The following is a 15060-nucleotide window of genomic DNA, read 5'->3' on the forward strand; positions in this document are numbered from 1 at the left end:
ATTAATGAGTACTTGAGGCTTAATTGGTCAGGATCAAGTATATTGGCGTCAAGTTTTACTGAATTTTCGGATCTAAGTGAATGCAAGAACAATATAACCCGCAAGAAATAGAAGCAAAAGTCCAACAATATTGGCAAGAAGAAAAAGTATTTGAAGTTAAAGCAGATGACTCAAAAGAAAAGTTTTATTGCTTATCAATGTTCCCATATCCAAGTGGTAAATTACACATGGGGCATGTGCGTAACTATACGATTGGTGATGTTGTTAGCCGCTATCAACGAATGCTTGGTAAAAATGTAATGCAGCCAATGGGCTGGGATTCATTTGGTTTACCTGCCGAAAATGCGGCTATTAATAACAATACAGCGCCGGCAAAATGGACTTATTCTAATATTGATTATATGAAGCACCAACTAAAGCAATTAGGCTTTGGATATGATTGGTCGCGAGAGCTTGCCACTTGTACACCTGAATATTATCGGTGGGAGCAATGGTTATTCACTAAATTGTATGAAAAAGGCTTAGTGTATAAAAAAATGTCGACGGTTAATTGGGATCCTATTGATCAAACCGTTTTAGCGAATGAACAGGTGATAGATGGTCGAGGTTGGCGTTCGGGTGCTTTAGTTGAGCAAAAAGAAATTCCGCAGTGGTTTATTAAAATTACCGACTACGCCCAAGAGTTGTTAGACGACTTAGATACCTTAGATGAATGGCCTGAACAAGTTAAAGCGATGCAACGCAACTGGATTGGCCGTTCAGAAGGGATTGAGATAGATTTTGAAATTCCAGCAACAGAGCAAAATAAACAAGAGCAATTTACGGTTTATACCACGCGCCCGGATACCTTAATGGGCGTGACTTATGTTGCCTTGGCTGCGCAGCATCCACTATGTATTGCTGCCGCTGTTAATAACCCTGAATTATCGGATTTTATTCAAAGCTGTAAAAATGCGAAAACAGCTGAAGCAGATTTAGCCACCATGGAAAAATTGGGGATAGATACAGGCTTACGTGCAAAACATCCAATTACAGGTGAAGAAGTTCAAGTGTGGGCTGCTAACTTTGTATTGATGGATTATGGCACGGGCGCTGTTATGTCGGTTCCTGCCCATGATCAGCGAGATTTTGAATTTGCACAAAAATATAGCTTACCTATTAAGCAAGTGATTCAACCGGCAACAGGCTCGGATCTCGACGTTGATTTAACAAAAGCTGCTTTTACCGAAAAAGGCGAGCTGGTTAATTCGGCTGAATTTGACGGATTGGAATTTGATGCAGCCTTTAAAGCGATTGCTGAAAAGCTCGAAAGCTTAGGCAAAGGTAAAGTTACCGTGAACTTCCGATTACGCGACTGGGGTGTGTCTCGTCAGCGTTATTGGGGCGCGCCAATTCCTATGATGAACCTTGAAAATGGTGAAGCTGTACCTGTACCAGAAGATCAATTACCCGTTATTTTACCTGAAGATGTAACCATGAACGGCGTTACGTCGCCTATTAAAGCCGATCCTGAATGGGCCAAAACAGAATATAACGGCCAACCTGCTTACAGAGAAACCGATACCTTTGATACCTTTATGGAATCAAGTTGGTATTACGCTCGTTATTGTTCACCGCAATCAGACGATACTATGTTAGACCCAACAGAGGCTAATTATTGGTTACCTGTAGATCAATATATAGGTGGTATCGAACATGCGATTTTACATTTGTTGTACTCACGTTTTTTTCATAAATTATTACGTGATGTTGGTTTAGTTAAATCAAACGAACCATTCGATCGCTTATTATGCCAAGGTATGGTGTTGGCCGAAACTTTTTATCGTGAAGATGAGTCAGGCGCTAAAACTTGGTTTTCACCAGCCGATGTTGATGCGCAGTACGATGAAAAAGGTCGGATGACCAAAGCGATATACAAAAAAGATGAATTACCGGTACAAAGTGCAGGTATGGGTAAAATGTCAAAATCTAAAAATAACGGTATTGATCCGCAAACTGTAATTGAGCAGTATGGCGCAGATACCGTCCGTTTATTTATGATGTTTACCGCACCACCAGAGCAAACGCTTGAATGGGTAGATTCAGGGGTTGAAGGCGCAAATCGCTTTTTACGTAAATTATGGCGAGTGGTAAATGAACACCTTAGTGCAGATGAGCTAACTGAATTAGATTTAAGTCAATTGACAGGCGAGCAAAAAACATTGCGCCGCGAGCTGCATAAAACCATTAAAAAAGTGACTGACGATATTGGTCGTCGTCAAACTTTTAATACGGCCATTGCAGCTATTATGGAGTTTATGAATAAACTCGCTAAGTTTAAAGCGAAAACAGCGCAAGATAATGCGCTTGTTCGTGAAGCATTAAATAGCATTGTATTGCTATTAACCCCAATTACGCCGCATATTTGTCATCAATTATGGCAAGAGCTAGGTAATGAAGGCGCAATTGAAACCTCACCTTGGCCTCAAGTTGATGAGTCTGCATTAGTCGAAGATGAAAAATTAATTGTGGTTCAAGTAAACGGTAAATTGCGCGCAAAATTTAGTGTACCGGCTGATGCCTCAAAAGAAGACGTAGAAGCAAAAGCCATGACTGACGAAGATGTGACTCGTTTTATCGACGGTAAAACAGTGCGTAAAGTCATTTATGTGCCGGGTAAACTGCTTAACATTGTTGCTAACTAACTTTGGTTGGATTAATGAATAAGCTCGTATCAAAACGTTTAGCAACTCAGTTGGCTTTGCTTAGCTTGGTTGCTACGTTTTTGTCTGCCTGTGGTTTTCAGCTTAGAGGCAGTTACGCTGTGCCACCTCATATGCAATTTATTTGCTTAGATGATGGCGGGCAGTATAGTTTAGGTAAAGCGTTAAAATCACGCTTGCAGCATAGTAATGTTAGTATTATTTCAGACAAAGCGACCTGTGTGTTGTTAACTGTGGTTGATGCCGATATTGAGCGCAGAGTTTTATCATTATTTCCTAATGCACAGGTGGCTGAGTATGAATTAAATTACTCGGTAGATTATACCATTCAATACGCAGGAGAAGCTGAATCTCGGTTGTTTACCACTAAAATAGCGCGCGATTATCAAGACGATCCAGAAGCCGTATTAGCTAAATCAAAAGAAATGAAAATATTACTATCTGAACTGCGTCGACATGCCGCAGAGCAAATTGTATTGCAGCTAGCCTCATTGGATAATCGCTAATGCGTGTTTACTTTAATCAGCTAGAAACTCAGTTAAAACAGCCGTTGCCAAACTTAATTTTATTGTTTGGTGATGAGCCTTATCAGCAACAGTTAGCACTGGATAAAATCCGCGCTGAATGTTTGGCGCAGCAAATTGATGAGCGCTTAGTGTTTCAAGCTGATGATAAATTTAATTGGCAGCAAATAATGGACGAAGCTTTAGCTTTGTCGTTATTTTCGAGTCGAAAATTGATTGAAGTTGAACTTCCAACGGCTAAGCCTGGTCGCAGTGGTAGTGCGTTTTTACAAGAGTGGGCTGCACTGGCAGACAATGAACATACCTTGTTGCTTTGGGGTGGTAAACTTGGCGCAGAGCAAACTAAAAGTAAATGGTTTAAAACAACTGAAAAAACCAGTTGGTTTATTCCGGTTTACGATATTGAGCGTCACAATTTACCTAACTGGTTTAACCAGCAGTGTCAGCAGCATCAAGTTCAGCTTACCCCAGATGCCTTACATTTAATGTGTGATTTATATGAAGGCAATTTATTGAGCGGCGCTCAAGAAGTGAGCCGTTTATCCTTAATTTATCCTGAACAATTAATTGATATTGACCAAATTAAAGCGGTAGCCTCAGATCAATCTCGGTTTACTGTATTTCAATTAGCTGATGATTTACTAAAAAATAATCGGCAAAAAGTGGTACAAATTTTAACTCGATTACAAGGTGAAGATTTAGAGCCAGTTATTGTCACTTGGTTATTGCAACGCGAAGCTGAAACTTTAGCGCTGCTAGCTATTGCACAGGCCAACGGTCAATTCGATGCCGAATGTAAAAAACAACGAGTTTGGGACAACCGAAAAGGTGCTTACCGTCAAGCATTAGCTCGGCTCAATTTGTCTATGATTGAGCAAATTTTAAAAGCCATTGGTCAGTTTGAAGTGGACTATAAATCAACCGGATTAAAGGCGCCTTATATTCAATTAGCACATATTTGTGCTTTGTTCTCGGGCGACCCAGTGTTGTTTAATTTTAACCAAATAATGCTTGAAAATGACCTTGATTAACTCTGAACAACCTTTACCAATTGCCATTTATTTTGGTGGTACTTTTAATCCTATCCATCATGGACACTTGCAAGTTGCGTTAGAAGTGAGTGAAACTTTAAATGCGGATTCTGTGCATTTATTGCCTAACTATTTACCCCCGCATAAAGCATCGCCTGACGTATCGGCTCAGCAAAGAGCGAAAATGTGTGAATTAGCGTGCTTGTTAGATCCAAAATTTAAATTGGATAGCCGCGAGTTAAATTCAGCTGAGCCTTCGTATACCATAGCGACATTAAAGCAACTTAAAGCTGAGCACCCTAATCGCGCTCTTTGCTTTATGATTGGAATGGACTCACTACAAACATTAGACACTTGGCGAAATTGGCGCCAACTGACTAAATATTGTCATTTAGTTGTTGCAGCACGTGGTGGGTATCCGGCACAGTTTAATGAAAATGTGCGCCAGCTATTAGCCTCAAATCAAACATTTAATCCGCAAGATTTACAAACAAAACAATCCGGTTGTATTTATTTAGTTGAAACCAGTGAGCTGATGATTTCAGCGAGTCAAATCCGCCAGCGATACCAAAAGCAACAAAATTGCCGGTGTTTGCTGCCGGATAAGGTAAATGACTATATAATACAACATCATCTTTATACTCATGTTGACCGAGCGTAAAGATGATTAATTTACATTAATGAACAGAGAGTAAAACCTTTTGCAAAGCGAAGAAATGAAACAATTTATTACTGAAAAAGCAGATGATATGAAAGCTCGAGACATTATAGAGCTAGATTTAATCGAAAAATCAAACTTTACCGACACTATGATAGTTTGCTCTGGCAACTCTAAACAGCATGTTCGTTCAATTGCACAGTATGTCGCAACAGAAGCTAAAAATGCTGGACACCAACCAATGGGGATTGAAGGTGAAGACGTAGGAGAGTGGGCATTGGTCGATTTTGGAGCCGTTGTATTGCACGTGATGACAGATGAGCAACGTGAACATTATCAAATAGAAAAGCTCTGGCAGGTATGAAGCTTCAGCTGATAGCCGTTGGACAAAAAATGCCGGCTTGGGTTGAGCAGGGATTTAGCGAATATCAAAAGCGATTTGTGCGCGACTTTTCGTTAGAACTCATAGAAATACCTGCGGGTAAACGTGGCAAGAATGCAGACGTAAAACGGATTTTAGAAAAAGAAGGCGAACTCATGTTAGCCGCGGTAGGGAAGGGTCATAGAGTTGTGACCTTAGAGGTGACAGGCAAAGCTTGGACCTCTCCTCAATTAGCTCAGCAAATGCAAAATTGGCAACTTGATGGTAGAGATGTCAGTTTATTGGTAGGTGGCCCTGAAGGTTTATCGCCTGCTTGCATTGCCGCTTCAGAGCAAAAATGGTCTTTATCGGCCCTAACTTTGCCACATCCAATGGTTCGCATTATTATTGCTGAGAGTTTGTATCGTGGCTGGAGTATTAATCAAAACCATCCCTATCATAGAGAATAATCGATGCTAAATTGGCGCAGACGAGTTGCAATTAGAGATCATTTAGCCGAGGCAAATTTATTTGCTCGGCGTGCAATTGTTGCCATTGTGGTGGTTATTATCCTGATAGCCAGCTTGATTAATAATTTATATTATTTGCAAGTTGATAAGTACCAAGATTACCAAACTCGTGCAGATGGCAACCGTATTAAAGTTCAGCCAGTTGCGCCAAATCGAGGTTTAATATACGACAGGTTTGGTCGAATATTGGCGGAAAATTCTCCCTTTTATAGTTTAGATATTGTACCCGAAGAGGTAGATGATCTTGATCATTTACTGGCTCAAATTGGTGAGTTGATAGAATTAACGGATGATAGCATTGAAGATTTTAAAAAAAATGTAAATCAGCAACGCCGAAAATTTAAACCTGTTACGTTAAAATCTAAATTATCAGAGCAAGATACAGCGGTGCTTTCTGTCCACCAACATAAGTTAGAAGGCGCTTATATTGAAGCCAGACTAAAACGGCATTACCCCTATAAAGATCTCACAACGCATGCGCTTGGCTATGTTGCTAAAATTAATCAACGAGATGCCGACAATTTAGAGCTTGAAGGGAAAAGTGCCAATTATGAAGGCACCTACGACATCGGCAAACTGGGTGTTGAAAAATATTATGAGTCAATATTGCATGGTGAAGTTGGTTATCAAGAAGTTGAAGTTAATAACCGCGGCCGACCCATTCGTACTTTATCTCAGCAACCGCCAGTGCCAGGCCAAGATTTAATTCTAAATCTAGATATTGATATGCAGCAACTTGCTAAAGATTCGCTGGGTGATCGCCGAGGCGCTATTGTCGTGCTCGATGCAAAAGACAATGGCATTTTAGCTTTGTATAGTAACCCAAGCTATGACCCTAACTTATTTGTGCACGGTATTAGCAGCAAAAATTACAAAGCATTATTAGATAACAAAAGCCGCCCTTTAATTAACCGAACTACGCAAGGGCGTTACCCTCCAGCTTCAACCATTAAACCCCATATTGGTTTATTGGGTTTAGAAGAAGATTTAATTACCACTAAAACCAGAGTATGGGACCCAGGTTATTATCAAATTAAAGGTATAGCGCATAAATACCGTGACTGGAAAACGTGGGGTCATGGCTGGGTAGATATTTACCGTGCGATTGAAGAGTCTTGTGATGTTTATTATTACGATTTAGCCATACGTTTAGGCATGGATAAAATATCTGATTTTATGACTCAGTTTGGTTTTGGTGAATTAACGGGCGTTGATATTTATGAAGAAACTAGCGCGACTATGCCGTCACGTGAATGGAAATACGGCCGCTTCCGTCAGCCTTGGTATGCGGGTGATACCATATCAATTGGGATTGGTCAGGGTTATTGGACATCTACACCATTGCAATTAGCCACTGGGGTGAGTGTATTAGCAAACGAAGGCCAGCATTTTGAACCTAAATTATTAAAAGCTACGCAAAGTTTAACGGGCACTTTACCTGTACCCGCGCAAGATCGCCCGCCAGTTCAAATGAAAGACCCAGATAATTGGCAAATTATAAAAACAGCAATGCAAAACGTGGTGGAAAAAAATACAGGTACAGGTCACCGAGCATTTGAGGATGTTCATTACCATGCAGCCGGAAAAACTGGTACTGCTCAAGTGATTGGGATTGCGCAAGACGAAAAATATGACGCTGAAAAAATTGCAGAAAAGTATCGTGATAATGCGCTTTTTGTTGGTTTTGCACCGGTTGCCGACCCCGATATTGTTGTTGCTGTGGTTATTGAAAATGTAGGTGGGGGCAGTAAATATGCAGCCCCTGTTGCTAGAAGAATGATGGATTATTATTTTGAAAACTATCAGGAGACCCAACCGTGAGCGCTCAAGTTGGTGGCAAAATTAATATCTGGCAAAAAATTCATATTGACCGACCTTTACTGGCGGGATTACTAGCCTTATGCACCGTTGGCTTGTTTATTATTTATAGCGCCTCGGGCCAAGACTTTGATTTAATTGTCAGACAGTTAACTCGTATCGCGCTTTCGCTGGGTGTTATGTTTACTGTAGCCCAAATACCGCCAGCGGTTTATCAAAGGTGGGCAGCGCCATTATTTATTGCTGGCTGCGCTTTGCTAGTCGGTGTGTTAGTTTTTGGCGTAATCGGTAAAGGCGCTAGACGTTGGATTGATATTGGTGTGACTCGAATTCAGCCTTCGGAATTAATGAAACTTGCTGTGCCTATTATGGTTGCTTGGTTTATTGCGCGAAAACCGCTGCCGCCTAAAATTAGCTATTCGGTTTATGGCTTAATACTTATTATGATCCCAACTTTATTAATTGCAAAACAACCGGACTTAGGCACCTCGTTACTAATTGCCGCCTCAGGCTTGTTTGTTTTATTTATGGCTGGTTTAAGTTGGCGTTTAATAGGTGGTTTTGCTGTGTTGGTATCGGCATTGGCACCTGTGGTTTGGTTCTTTTATATGCACGATTATCAAAAAAACAGAGTATTAACTTTTTTAAATCCCGAAACCGACCCATTAGGCGCTGGTTATCATATTATTCAATCTAAAATCGCAATAGGCTCCGGCGGTTTATGGGGGAAAGGTTGGTTACAAGGCACACAATCGCAACTTGAATTTTTGCCTGAACGACATACCGATTTTATTTTTGCTGTTTTTTCAGAGGAGTTTGGCCTATTTGGAATATTAGCCTTATTGACCCTTTATTTATATGTGGTTTTACGTGGCATGATTATTTCAGTTCGAGCGCAAGATGCCTTTAGCAAATTATTAGCTGGCAGTATTACTCTAACTTTTTTTGTTTATGTGTTTGTTAATATGGGCATGGTATCAGGTATTTTACCTGTTGTAGGTGTGCCTTTACCTCTAGTAAGTTATGGTGGTACTTCTATGCTTACTTTGATGGCAGGTTTTGGTATTTTAATGTCGATTAGTACACAGCGAAAGGTATTTAATGGCTAATTTTTTTAGTAAATTTGTAACCTTATTTTCAAATGGTCATTGGTTGATTTGTGTATTATGCCTGTTTGGGCTGGTCGCCTGTGGGAGTACACCTAAAAATAGAAATGATGGTCGGTATCATATTTCACAAGATATTGCGCCAGATCGCTTACCTCAAGCGCATGAAATGATAGACCCAACACCAATCCATGAGCCGCCTAGTCGCGGTGGTAATAAAGACTACCAAGTACTAGGCAAACATTATAAAGTGATTAAAAATGCAGAAGGCTTTAGCGAGCATGGGATTGCGTCTTGGTATGGTAAAAAATTTCATGGCCATTTAACCTCAAACGGCGAAACCTATAATATGTTTGAGATGAGTGCGGCACATAAAACCTTACCACTACCTACTTATGTGAAAGTTACTAACTTAACTAACCAAAAGCAAGCAGTGGTGCGCGTAAACGATAGAGGCCCATTTCATCAAGGGCGGATTATTGATTTATCATACGCCGCAGCTTATAAGTTAGGCGTGACAAAAACAGGCACAGCTCAGGTTAAAATAGAAGTGTTGCACTCAGCTCCTGGTTTTTATATTGAAGTTGAAAAAGGGCAACAACAAACAGAGTTAAATGATAAATCAGCAGCTATTGCCGCGTTATTTCAAATTCCCACAAAAATTGTCAAAAAAAATGAAACTTTTCGTTTAATTGCAGGGCCAATAACTGAGCAAAAGCAAGCGAAAGCATTGGTCGCAGACTTAATGAGGTCAGGTTACCCCAGCGCTAAAATGTATTTGCCTACAAAAGCTAATTACGAAGTTAATTAAGTCGCATAGTTTGCATTATTCTAAGTTCAATTCGATTAGCACTGTGAATCAAATTCAGACTTGTTATAATCAATTACATACTTAAGCTTGCTACGCGAACAAGCTAATAGAGCACCACTTAGGTGGATAATAATAACCCTGTCAATCAATTAAGAATAATTATGAAATTTTTTAAAAGCATACTCTCCATTGCCTCGACCTGTTTACTTTTGGTTCACTTCCAAGCTTCAGCAATTACCCCAACGCCACCTAGTGTGAGCGCGAAGGGCCATATTTTAATTGATTACAATACGGGTTATGTTATTTCTGAAGGTAATGCAGACATGCAACTTAATCCCGCCTCATTAACCAAAATGATGACGAGTTATGTTATTGGTTTGGAAATTAAATCAGGCAATATTAAGCCCACCGATATGGTTACAATAAGTGAAAATGCTTGGGCTAAAAACTTTCCTGAATCATCAAAAATGTTTATTGAGGTTGGCAAGCAAATCCCGGTTGAAGATTTAAACCGAGGTATTATTGTACAATCTGGCAATGATGCTTGTGTGGCAATGGCTGAGCATATAGCTGGTACAGAAAGTGCCTTTGCTTCGTTAATGAATGCGCATGCCGAAAAATTAGGGATGAATGCATCGCACTTTGAAAATAGCCATGGACTAACCGCATCGGATCACTATACCACCCCGCGTGACATGTCTAAATTAGCTGTAGCTTTAATTCGGGATGTGCCAGATGAATATGCGGTTTATAGTGAAAAATCTTTTACCTTTAATGGTATTAAGCAATATAACCGTAATAGTTTATTATGGGATAAAAGCTTAAACGTAGATGGAATTAAAACTGGGCATACAGAGGCGGCCGGGTATAGCTTAATTACTTCAGCGACCAAAGGTAACATGCGTTTAGTTTCTGTGGTGATGGGGACGGAATCTGAGCGAGCTCGTAAAGAAGAAAACAAAAAACTATTAAATTATGGTTTTCGCTTTTTTGAAACGATTACACCATACGAAGCGGGTAGTAAATTTGCCGACCAACCAATTTGGATGGGCGCTAAAGACACAGTTAAATTAGGCATTGCACAAGCAACTCAAATTACGATAGCTCGTGGTCAGCGTAAAAATTTAGAAGCTAATATTCAGCTTGATCAAGAATTAATCGCGCCATTGAAAAAAGGTACCGTGGTAGGTCAATTGTTTTTAACCGTAGAAGGTAAAGACATTGCTAAATACCCATTGGTTGCATTAGAAAGCATTGAAGAAGGTGGTATGGTAACTAAAGCTATCGATTATATTAAAATGCAGCTTAAATAGCGCAAAAAAACAACAAAGTATTTTTACAAAAGCGCAGTTAAAATAAATTTTAACTGCGCTTTTTATTTTTTAATTCAGGCTGTTTTTTTATATAATGCTCAACCTGATTTTAGCTAGTTCATATTCATATTTATACTGGCTATAAATAAACAAAACAGCAAAAATCCATTTAATGGCTTCATATTTTAGTATGATAGCCATTCGCAACCTTTGTGTGAGTTTTATGAAAACTAAGTTTGATGAATATTTAGAGTTTCCGTGTCAATTTCCGTTTAAAGTATTAGGCTTAGCGGATGATCAACTAATTGATAAAGTGGTGGCTGTGGTACAGCAGCATGCACCGGGTGATTACAGACCAACTTCAAAACCAAGTGGTAAAGGCAACTTCCAATCGGTCACCATCAGTATTCAGGCTCAAAGCAAAGCACAACTTGAAACCTTATATAAAGCATTGGCAGAAATAGACACCGTACGTATGGTGATGTAATTTAAATCCAATCTAATAGGCTGAATTTTGAAAAAAACAGAACAACTGATTGTTCGCCAGTTAGGGTTAAAAGATTACCAGACGACTTGGCAATTAATGCAAGACTTTACCCAGACGCGAGATGATAATACTGCCGACGAGCTTTGGTGGGTAGAGCACCCTAGTGTATTTACGCAAGGTCAGGCGGGTAAAGCAGAGCATTTATTGGTGCCAGGCGATATTCCTGTTGTTCAGGCTGATCGTGGCGGTCAGGTCACGTACCATGGACCCGGTCAATTAGTCGGCTATACGCTGATTAATATTCGCCGAAAAGGTATCGGAGTGCGGCAACTGGTCAACATCTTAGAAAACAGTATCGTTAATATTTTAAAGCCTTTTAATATAGAGGCTTATCCTAAAGCGGATGCACCAGGCGTTTATGTTGATAACTGTAAAATTGCATCACTGGGTTTAAGAATTCGCAGAGGCTGTTCTTTTCATGGTTTGGCTTTGAATGTAAATATGGATTTATCGCCCTTTTTGCGAATTAACCCCTGTGGTTATCAAGGACTTCAAATGACCCAAACTAGCCAAGTGAACGGGCCCGATACAACACTGCAAGCCAGCCAATTATTAACCCAAGAGTTCAAACAACAACTTGCTTATCAAGAGCTTGTTGAAAAGGTAGGATTTGATAATGAATAAACCAGCTCGCCCTCAAGCCGGCGTCAAAATGCGCGATGAAGATAAAATGCGCTTAATTCCGGTGCAAGTGATTCCGACAGAAAAATCAGAAATGCTCCGAAAACCGTCTTGGATCAAAATAAAGCTACCGCCAACCACTGAAAAAATTGATCACATTAAAAAGACCATGCGCAAAAATAATTTGCATTCAGTGTGTGAAGAAGCTTCATGCCCTAATTTGGCTGAATGCTTTAACCATGGTACAGCTACCTTTATGATTTTAGGGGATATTTGCACACGTAGATGTCCTTTTTGTGATGTGGCTCATGGCCGACCACTTGCCCCCGATCCAAACGAAGCTGAAAAATTAGGTAAAACTATTGGTGAAATGGGACTAACTTATGTGGTTATTACCTCAGTTGACCGTGATGATTTACGAGACGGCGGTGCACAACACTTTGTGGATTGCATTGATGCGATTAGAAAATACAGCCCTACCATTAAAATTGAAGTGCTAGTGCCCGATTTTCGTGGTCGAATGGATGTGGCGCTAGAGATATTAAACACCAGCCCGCCAGATGTATTTAACCATAATTTAGAAACCGCACCGCGTTTATATAAAATGGCCAGACCAGGCGCTGATTACAAATGGTCTTTAGAGCTATTACGTAAATTTAAAGAAGCTAACCCAGATGTACCAACCAAATCAGGTTTAATGATGGGGATGGGCGAAACCAACGAAGAGATAGTTGAAGTTTTAAAAGATTTACGTGAACACAACGTTGATATGCTGACATTAGGTCAATATCTTCAGCCATCAAAACATCATTTACCGGTTAAACGTTATGTACACCCAACAGAGTTTGATGAGTTAGGTGAAATTGCAAATGAGTTAGGCTTTAGTCATGCAGCTAGCGGCCCTATGGTGCGTTCAAGCTACCATGCCGATAAACAAGCGGCAGGTGAAGAAGTCAAATAACTTAACTTCAACTCACTTCTACGATGAATAAAAAAATCCGAGTTATGCTCGGATTTTTTGTTTGTGGGTTAACTGCTTAGTCGTCTCGGGTTAATACTTCTAACAGCTCGATTTCAAATGATAGGTCTGAATTTGCAGGAATTTTATTGCCAATCTCACGTTCACCGTAGGCTAAGTGTGCAGGAACAAATAGGTTTCGCTTACCACCAACTTTCATGCCCATCATACCCTGATCCCAGCCTTTAATCACCCGACCCGTACCTATCACACATTGGAAAGCCCGACCTTTATCATAAGATGAATCAAACTGAGTACCATCGGCTAAAAAGCCACGGTATTGCACCGTAATTAAAGCCCCTTTAACCGCTTCTTTACCTTCACCAAGTGCCACGTCTGTAATTTTTAATTCGTTCATTTATTTTATCCAAAGCTATTATATTCATAATGCATAATAAAGGGATTTTAGTAGATTGAAAACTTTATGGGCTTGTAAAGTTAAATCAGCTATTTATGACAGAGTAAGCGCTTTTTTCAACGATGCTAAATGTATATTAGAATGATAGATCCAACGATATTAGTTGTATGAAAACTAAACAAGCATGATTTACCTTGCTATTTAGTCATGCTAATTGAAGTCTGTTATTACTTGATGCAATATGGTCTAAGCGATCTTTATACCTAAATTAATTTAGTGATGTTGAGTTTATTTAAGTATAAATTTTATCAAATTAAGGATGTTAATTATGGCTAAAAAAATTGTCATTGTGGGTGGAGGGGCTGGTGGTTTAGAGCTGGCGACTAAACTAGGCAATAAATACAAAAATAACGCATCAGTAGATATTTTGTTATTAGATAAATATCCATTCCATATTTGGAAACCTTTATACCATGAAGTGGCAACAGGCTCATTGGATGTTGATATGGATGGCGTCGATTTTAGAGCACATGGCGCTAATCATCACTTTGAGTTTCAGCTCGGTGAATTAAAAGCATTAAACAGAGAAGATAAAGCTATTACGCTTGAAGCTATTCATAGTCAAACAGGTGAGCAAATTGTGCCGGAGCGATCCATTGCTTATGATTATTTAGTGGTGGCAATCGGCTCTATTACCAATAATTTTGGTACGCCGGGCGTAAAAGAGCATTGCTTAACTTTAGATACCACAGGCGAAGCGGAAAAGTTTCACCAAAAAATTCTGAATGAATTTTTAAAAATAAAAGTCGCGAAAGATAATCACCCGCTAAAAATTGCCATTGTTGGGGCTGGCGCAACCGGTGTTGAGTTAGCGGCTGAGTTATTTAAAGTCACCGATTTGTTGAAAGTTTATGGGTTTAATAATGTGAATCGTCATTCAATTGAAGTTAGCATTATTGAAGCTTCTGATCGAATATTGGGTGGGCTACCTGAGCGAATATCAGACTCTGCAACTAAAATTTTAACCCAATTAGGCGTACAACTTAAAACATCGACTAAAGTACAAGAAGTACTTGAACAGGGCGTTTTAATTGATACCGGCGAAACACTTGAAGCAGATATTACTGTGTGGTGCGCTGGGGTAAAAGGGGCTGATGTGTTAAAGAATTTAGGTGGATTAACGACTAATAGAATTAATCAAATTGAAGTTAACTCCTATTTACAAGCTAGCGAAGATGAATCTATTTTTGCGCTGGGAGATTGTGCCAGTTGCAAACAAGAAAATGGTCAATTTGTACCGCCCAGAGCTCAATCAGCTCACCAAATGGCAAGTACCGTTAATCAAAATATACAGAGATTAATTAGTGGTAAGCCTTTAGTTAAGTTTGAATATAAAGATAAAGGTTCACTGGTTTCATTTGCTGATTATAGCTCGGTTGGTTTTTTATCGAGTATGACCAATAAAAAAGTATTTGTGGAAGGCTCTATCGCTCGTCATTTGTATGTTTCTTTGTATCGTTTACATCAAGCTGCATTACATGGCTATTTTAAAATGATGTTATTAGCTGTGGTTGGGCGTATTAATCGCAGGCTTAGACCTTTACTCAAGCTGCATTAAGTTAAGTTGCTTGATAAGCTTGCCTTTTAAATAAGCTAAATGGC

Annotated in this window: 15 protein-coding genes; 14 read left to right on the forward strand and 1 reads right to left on the reverse strand. The window is 39.6% G+C overall.

The window, feature by feature from the left end:
- Window positions 1-80: 80 nt before the first annotated feature.
- The 13 genes from leuS (at window position 81) to lipA (ending at window position 12983) form a co-directional block, all read left to right on the forward strand.
- Window positions 81-2684: a leucine--tRNA ligase gene (leuS, locus tag OLW01_RS02015; RefSeq protein WP_268074966.1), complete on the forward strand. Its 2604-nt coding sequence runs from the start codon at window positions 81-83 to the stop codon at window positions 2682-2684.
- Window positions 2685-2698: 14 nt separating this feature from the next.
- A complete protein-coding gene (locus OLW01_RS02020) occupies window positions 2699-3208 on the forward strand; it encodes an LPS-assembly lipoprotein LptE (protein WP_268074967.1) in 510 nt (169 codons plus the stop codon).
- On the forward strand, window positions 3208-4257 hold the full coding sequence (gene holA, locus OLW01_RS02025) for a DNA polymerase III subunit delta (protein WP_268074968.1): 1050 nt from the start codon (window positions 3208-3210) through the stop codon (window positions 4255-4257). The genes OLW01_RS02020 and holA overlap by 1 nt, the downstream gene beginning before the upstream one ends.
- Complete coding sequence (nadD, locus tag OLW01_RS02030; protein ID WP_268074969.1) at window positions 4244-4918, forward strand: nicotinate-nucleotide adenylyltransferase; 675 nt, start codon at window positions 4244-4246, stop codon at window positions 4916-4918. Before holA ends, nadD begins: the two co-directional genes overlap by 14 nt.
- A gap of 40 nt (window positions 4919-4958) precedes the next feature.
- On the forward strand, window positions 4959-5279 hold the full coding sequence (rsfS, locus tag OLW01_RS02035; protein ID WP_268074970.1) for a ribosome silencing factor: 321 nt from the start codon (window positions 4959-4961) through the stop codon (window positions 5277-5279).
- Entirely contained in the window at window positions 5276-5746 is a 471-nt protein-coding gene (gene rlmH / locus OLW01_RS02040; RefSeq protein WP_268074971.1) for a 23S rRNA (pseudouridine(1915)-N(3))-methyltransferase RlmH, read from the forward strand. The genes rsfS and rlmH overlap by 4 nt, the downstream gene beginning before the upstream one ends.
- A 3-nt stretch (window positions 5747-5749) precedes the next feature.
- Window positions 5750-7627, forward strand: a complete 1878-nt coding sequence (gene mrdA / locus OLW01_RS02045) for a penicillin-binding protein 2 (RefSeq protein ID WP_268074972.1) — start codon at window positions 5750-5752, stop codon at window positions 7625-7627.
- Window positions 7624-8733 carry a rod shape-determining protein RodA gene (gene rodA, locus OLW01_RS02050; protein ID WP_268074973.1) on the forward strand — a complete coding sequence of 370 codons (1110 nt, stop codon included), beginning with the start codon at window positions 7624-7626 and terminating at the stop codon, window positions 8731-8733. The genes mrdA and rodA overlap by 4 nt, the downstream gene beginning before the upstream one ends.
- Complete coding sequence (locus OLW01_RS02055; RefSeq protein ID WP_326498589.1) at window positions 8726-9541, forward strand: septal ring lytic transglycosylase RlpA family protein; 816 nt, start codon at window positions 8726-8728, stop codon at window positions 9539-9541. Before rodA ends, OLW01_RS02055 begins: the two co-directional genes overlap by 8 nt.
- 161 nt (window positions 9542-9702) lie before the next feature.
- A complete protein-coding gene (locus tag OLW01_RS02060; RefSeq protein WP_268074974.1) occupies window positions 9703-10854 on the forward strand; it encodes a serine hydrolase in 1152 nt (383 codons plus the stop codon).
- A gap of 223 nt (window positions 10855-11077) precedes the next feature.
- Entirely contained in the window at window positions 11078-11341 is a 264-nt protein-coding gene (gene ybeD / locus OLW01_RS02065) for a DUF493 family protein YbeD (protein WP_268074975.1), read from the forward strand.
- A 27-nt stretch (window positions 11342-11368) separates the two neighbouring features.
- On the forward strand, window positions 11369-12025 hold the full coding sequence (lipB, locus tag OLW01_RS02070; RefSeq protein ID WP_268074976.1) for a lipoyl(octanoyl) transferase LipB: 657 nt from the start codon (window positions 11369-11371) through the stop codon (window positions 12023-12025).
- Window positions 12018-12983, forward strand: coding sequence for a lipoyl synthase (gene lipA / locus OLW01_RS02075; protein ID WP_268074977.1), 966 nt, complete (start codon window positions 12018-12020; stop codon window positions 12981-12983). Before lipB ends, lipA begins: the two co-directional genes overlap by 8 nt.
- Window positions 12984-13059: 76 nt before the next feature.
- On the opposite strand, the gene OLW01_RS02080 is transcribed toward lipA, so the two are convergent.
- Window positions 13060-13398, reverse strand: coding sequence for an FKBP-type peptidyl-prolyl cis-trans isomerase (locus OLW01_RS02080; protein ID WP_268074978.1), 339 nt, complete (start codon window positions 13396-13398; stop codon window positions 13060-13062).
- A gap of 328 nt (window positions 13399-13726) precedes the next feature.
- On the opposite strand from OLW01_RS02080, the gene OLW01_RS02085 reads away from it, so the two are divergent.
- Window positions 13727-15016, forward strand: a complete 1290-nt coding sequence (locus OLW01_RS02085) for an NAD(P)/FAD-dependent oxidoreductase (RefSeq protein ID WP_268074979.1) — start codon at window positions 13727-13729, stop codon at window positions 15014-15016.
- Window positions 15017-15060 lie beyond the last annotated feature (44 nt).

This window comes from Catenovulum adriaticum (genome assembly GCF_026725475.1).
Classification (GTDB): domain Bacteria; phylum Pseudomonadota; class Gammaproteobacteria; order Enterobacterales; family Alteromonadaceae; genus Catenovulum; species Catenovulum adriaticum.

What these genes read in the sequence shown, in the direction of transcription:
- leuS (WP_268074966.1), top strand. Translation starts at nt 81, where the DNA reads ATGCAAGAACAATATAACCCGCAAGAAATAGAAGCAAAAGTCCAACAA.
- nadD (WP_268074969.1), top strand. Translation starts at nt 4,244, where the DNA reads ATGACCTTGATTAACTCTGAACAACCTTTACCAATTGCCATTTATTTT.
- OLW01_RS02020 (WP_268074967.1), top strand. Translation starts at nt 2,699, where the DNA reads ATGAATAAGCTCGTATCAAAACGTTTAGCAACTCAGTTGGCTTTGCTT.
- rlmH (WP_268074971.1), top strand. Translation starts at nt 5,276, where the DNA reads ATGAAGCTTCAGCTGATAGCCGTTGGACAAAAAATGCCGGCTTGGGTT.
- holA (WP_268074968.1), top strand. Translation starts at nt 3,208, where the DNA reads ATGCGTGTTTACTTTAATCAGCTAGAAACTCAGTTAAAACAGCCGTTG.
- mrdA (WP_268074972.1), top strand. Translation starts at nt 5,750, where the DNA reads ATGCTAAATTGGCGCAGACGAGTTGCAATTAGAGATCATTTAGCCGAG.
- OLW01_RS02060 (WP_268074974.1), top strand. Translation starts at nt 9,703, where the DNA reads ATGAAATTTTTTAAAAGCATACTCTCCATTGCCTCGACCTGTTTACTT.
- lipA (WP_268074977.1), top strand. Translation starts at nt 12,018, where the DNA reads ATGAATAAACCAGCTCGCCCTCAAGCCGGCGTCAAAATGCGCGATGAA.
- ybeD (WP_268074975.1), top strand. Translation starts at nt 11,078, where the DNA reads ATGAAAACTAAGTTTGATGAATATTTAGAGTTTCCGTGTCAATTTCCG.
- OLW01_RS02085 (WP_268074979.1), top strand. Translation starts at nt 13,727, where the DNA reads ATGGCTAAAAAAATTGTCATTGTGGGTGGAGGGGCTGGTGGTTTAGAG.
- OLW01_RS02080 (WP_268074978.1), bottom strand. Translation starts at nt 13,398, where the DNA reads ATGAACGAATTAAAAATTACAGACGTGGCACTTGGTGAAGGTAAAGAA.
- OLW01_RS02055 (WP_326498589.1), top strand. Translation starts at nt 8,726, where the DNA reads ATGGCTAATTTTTTTAGTAAATTTGTAACCTTATTTTCAAATGGTCAT.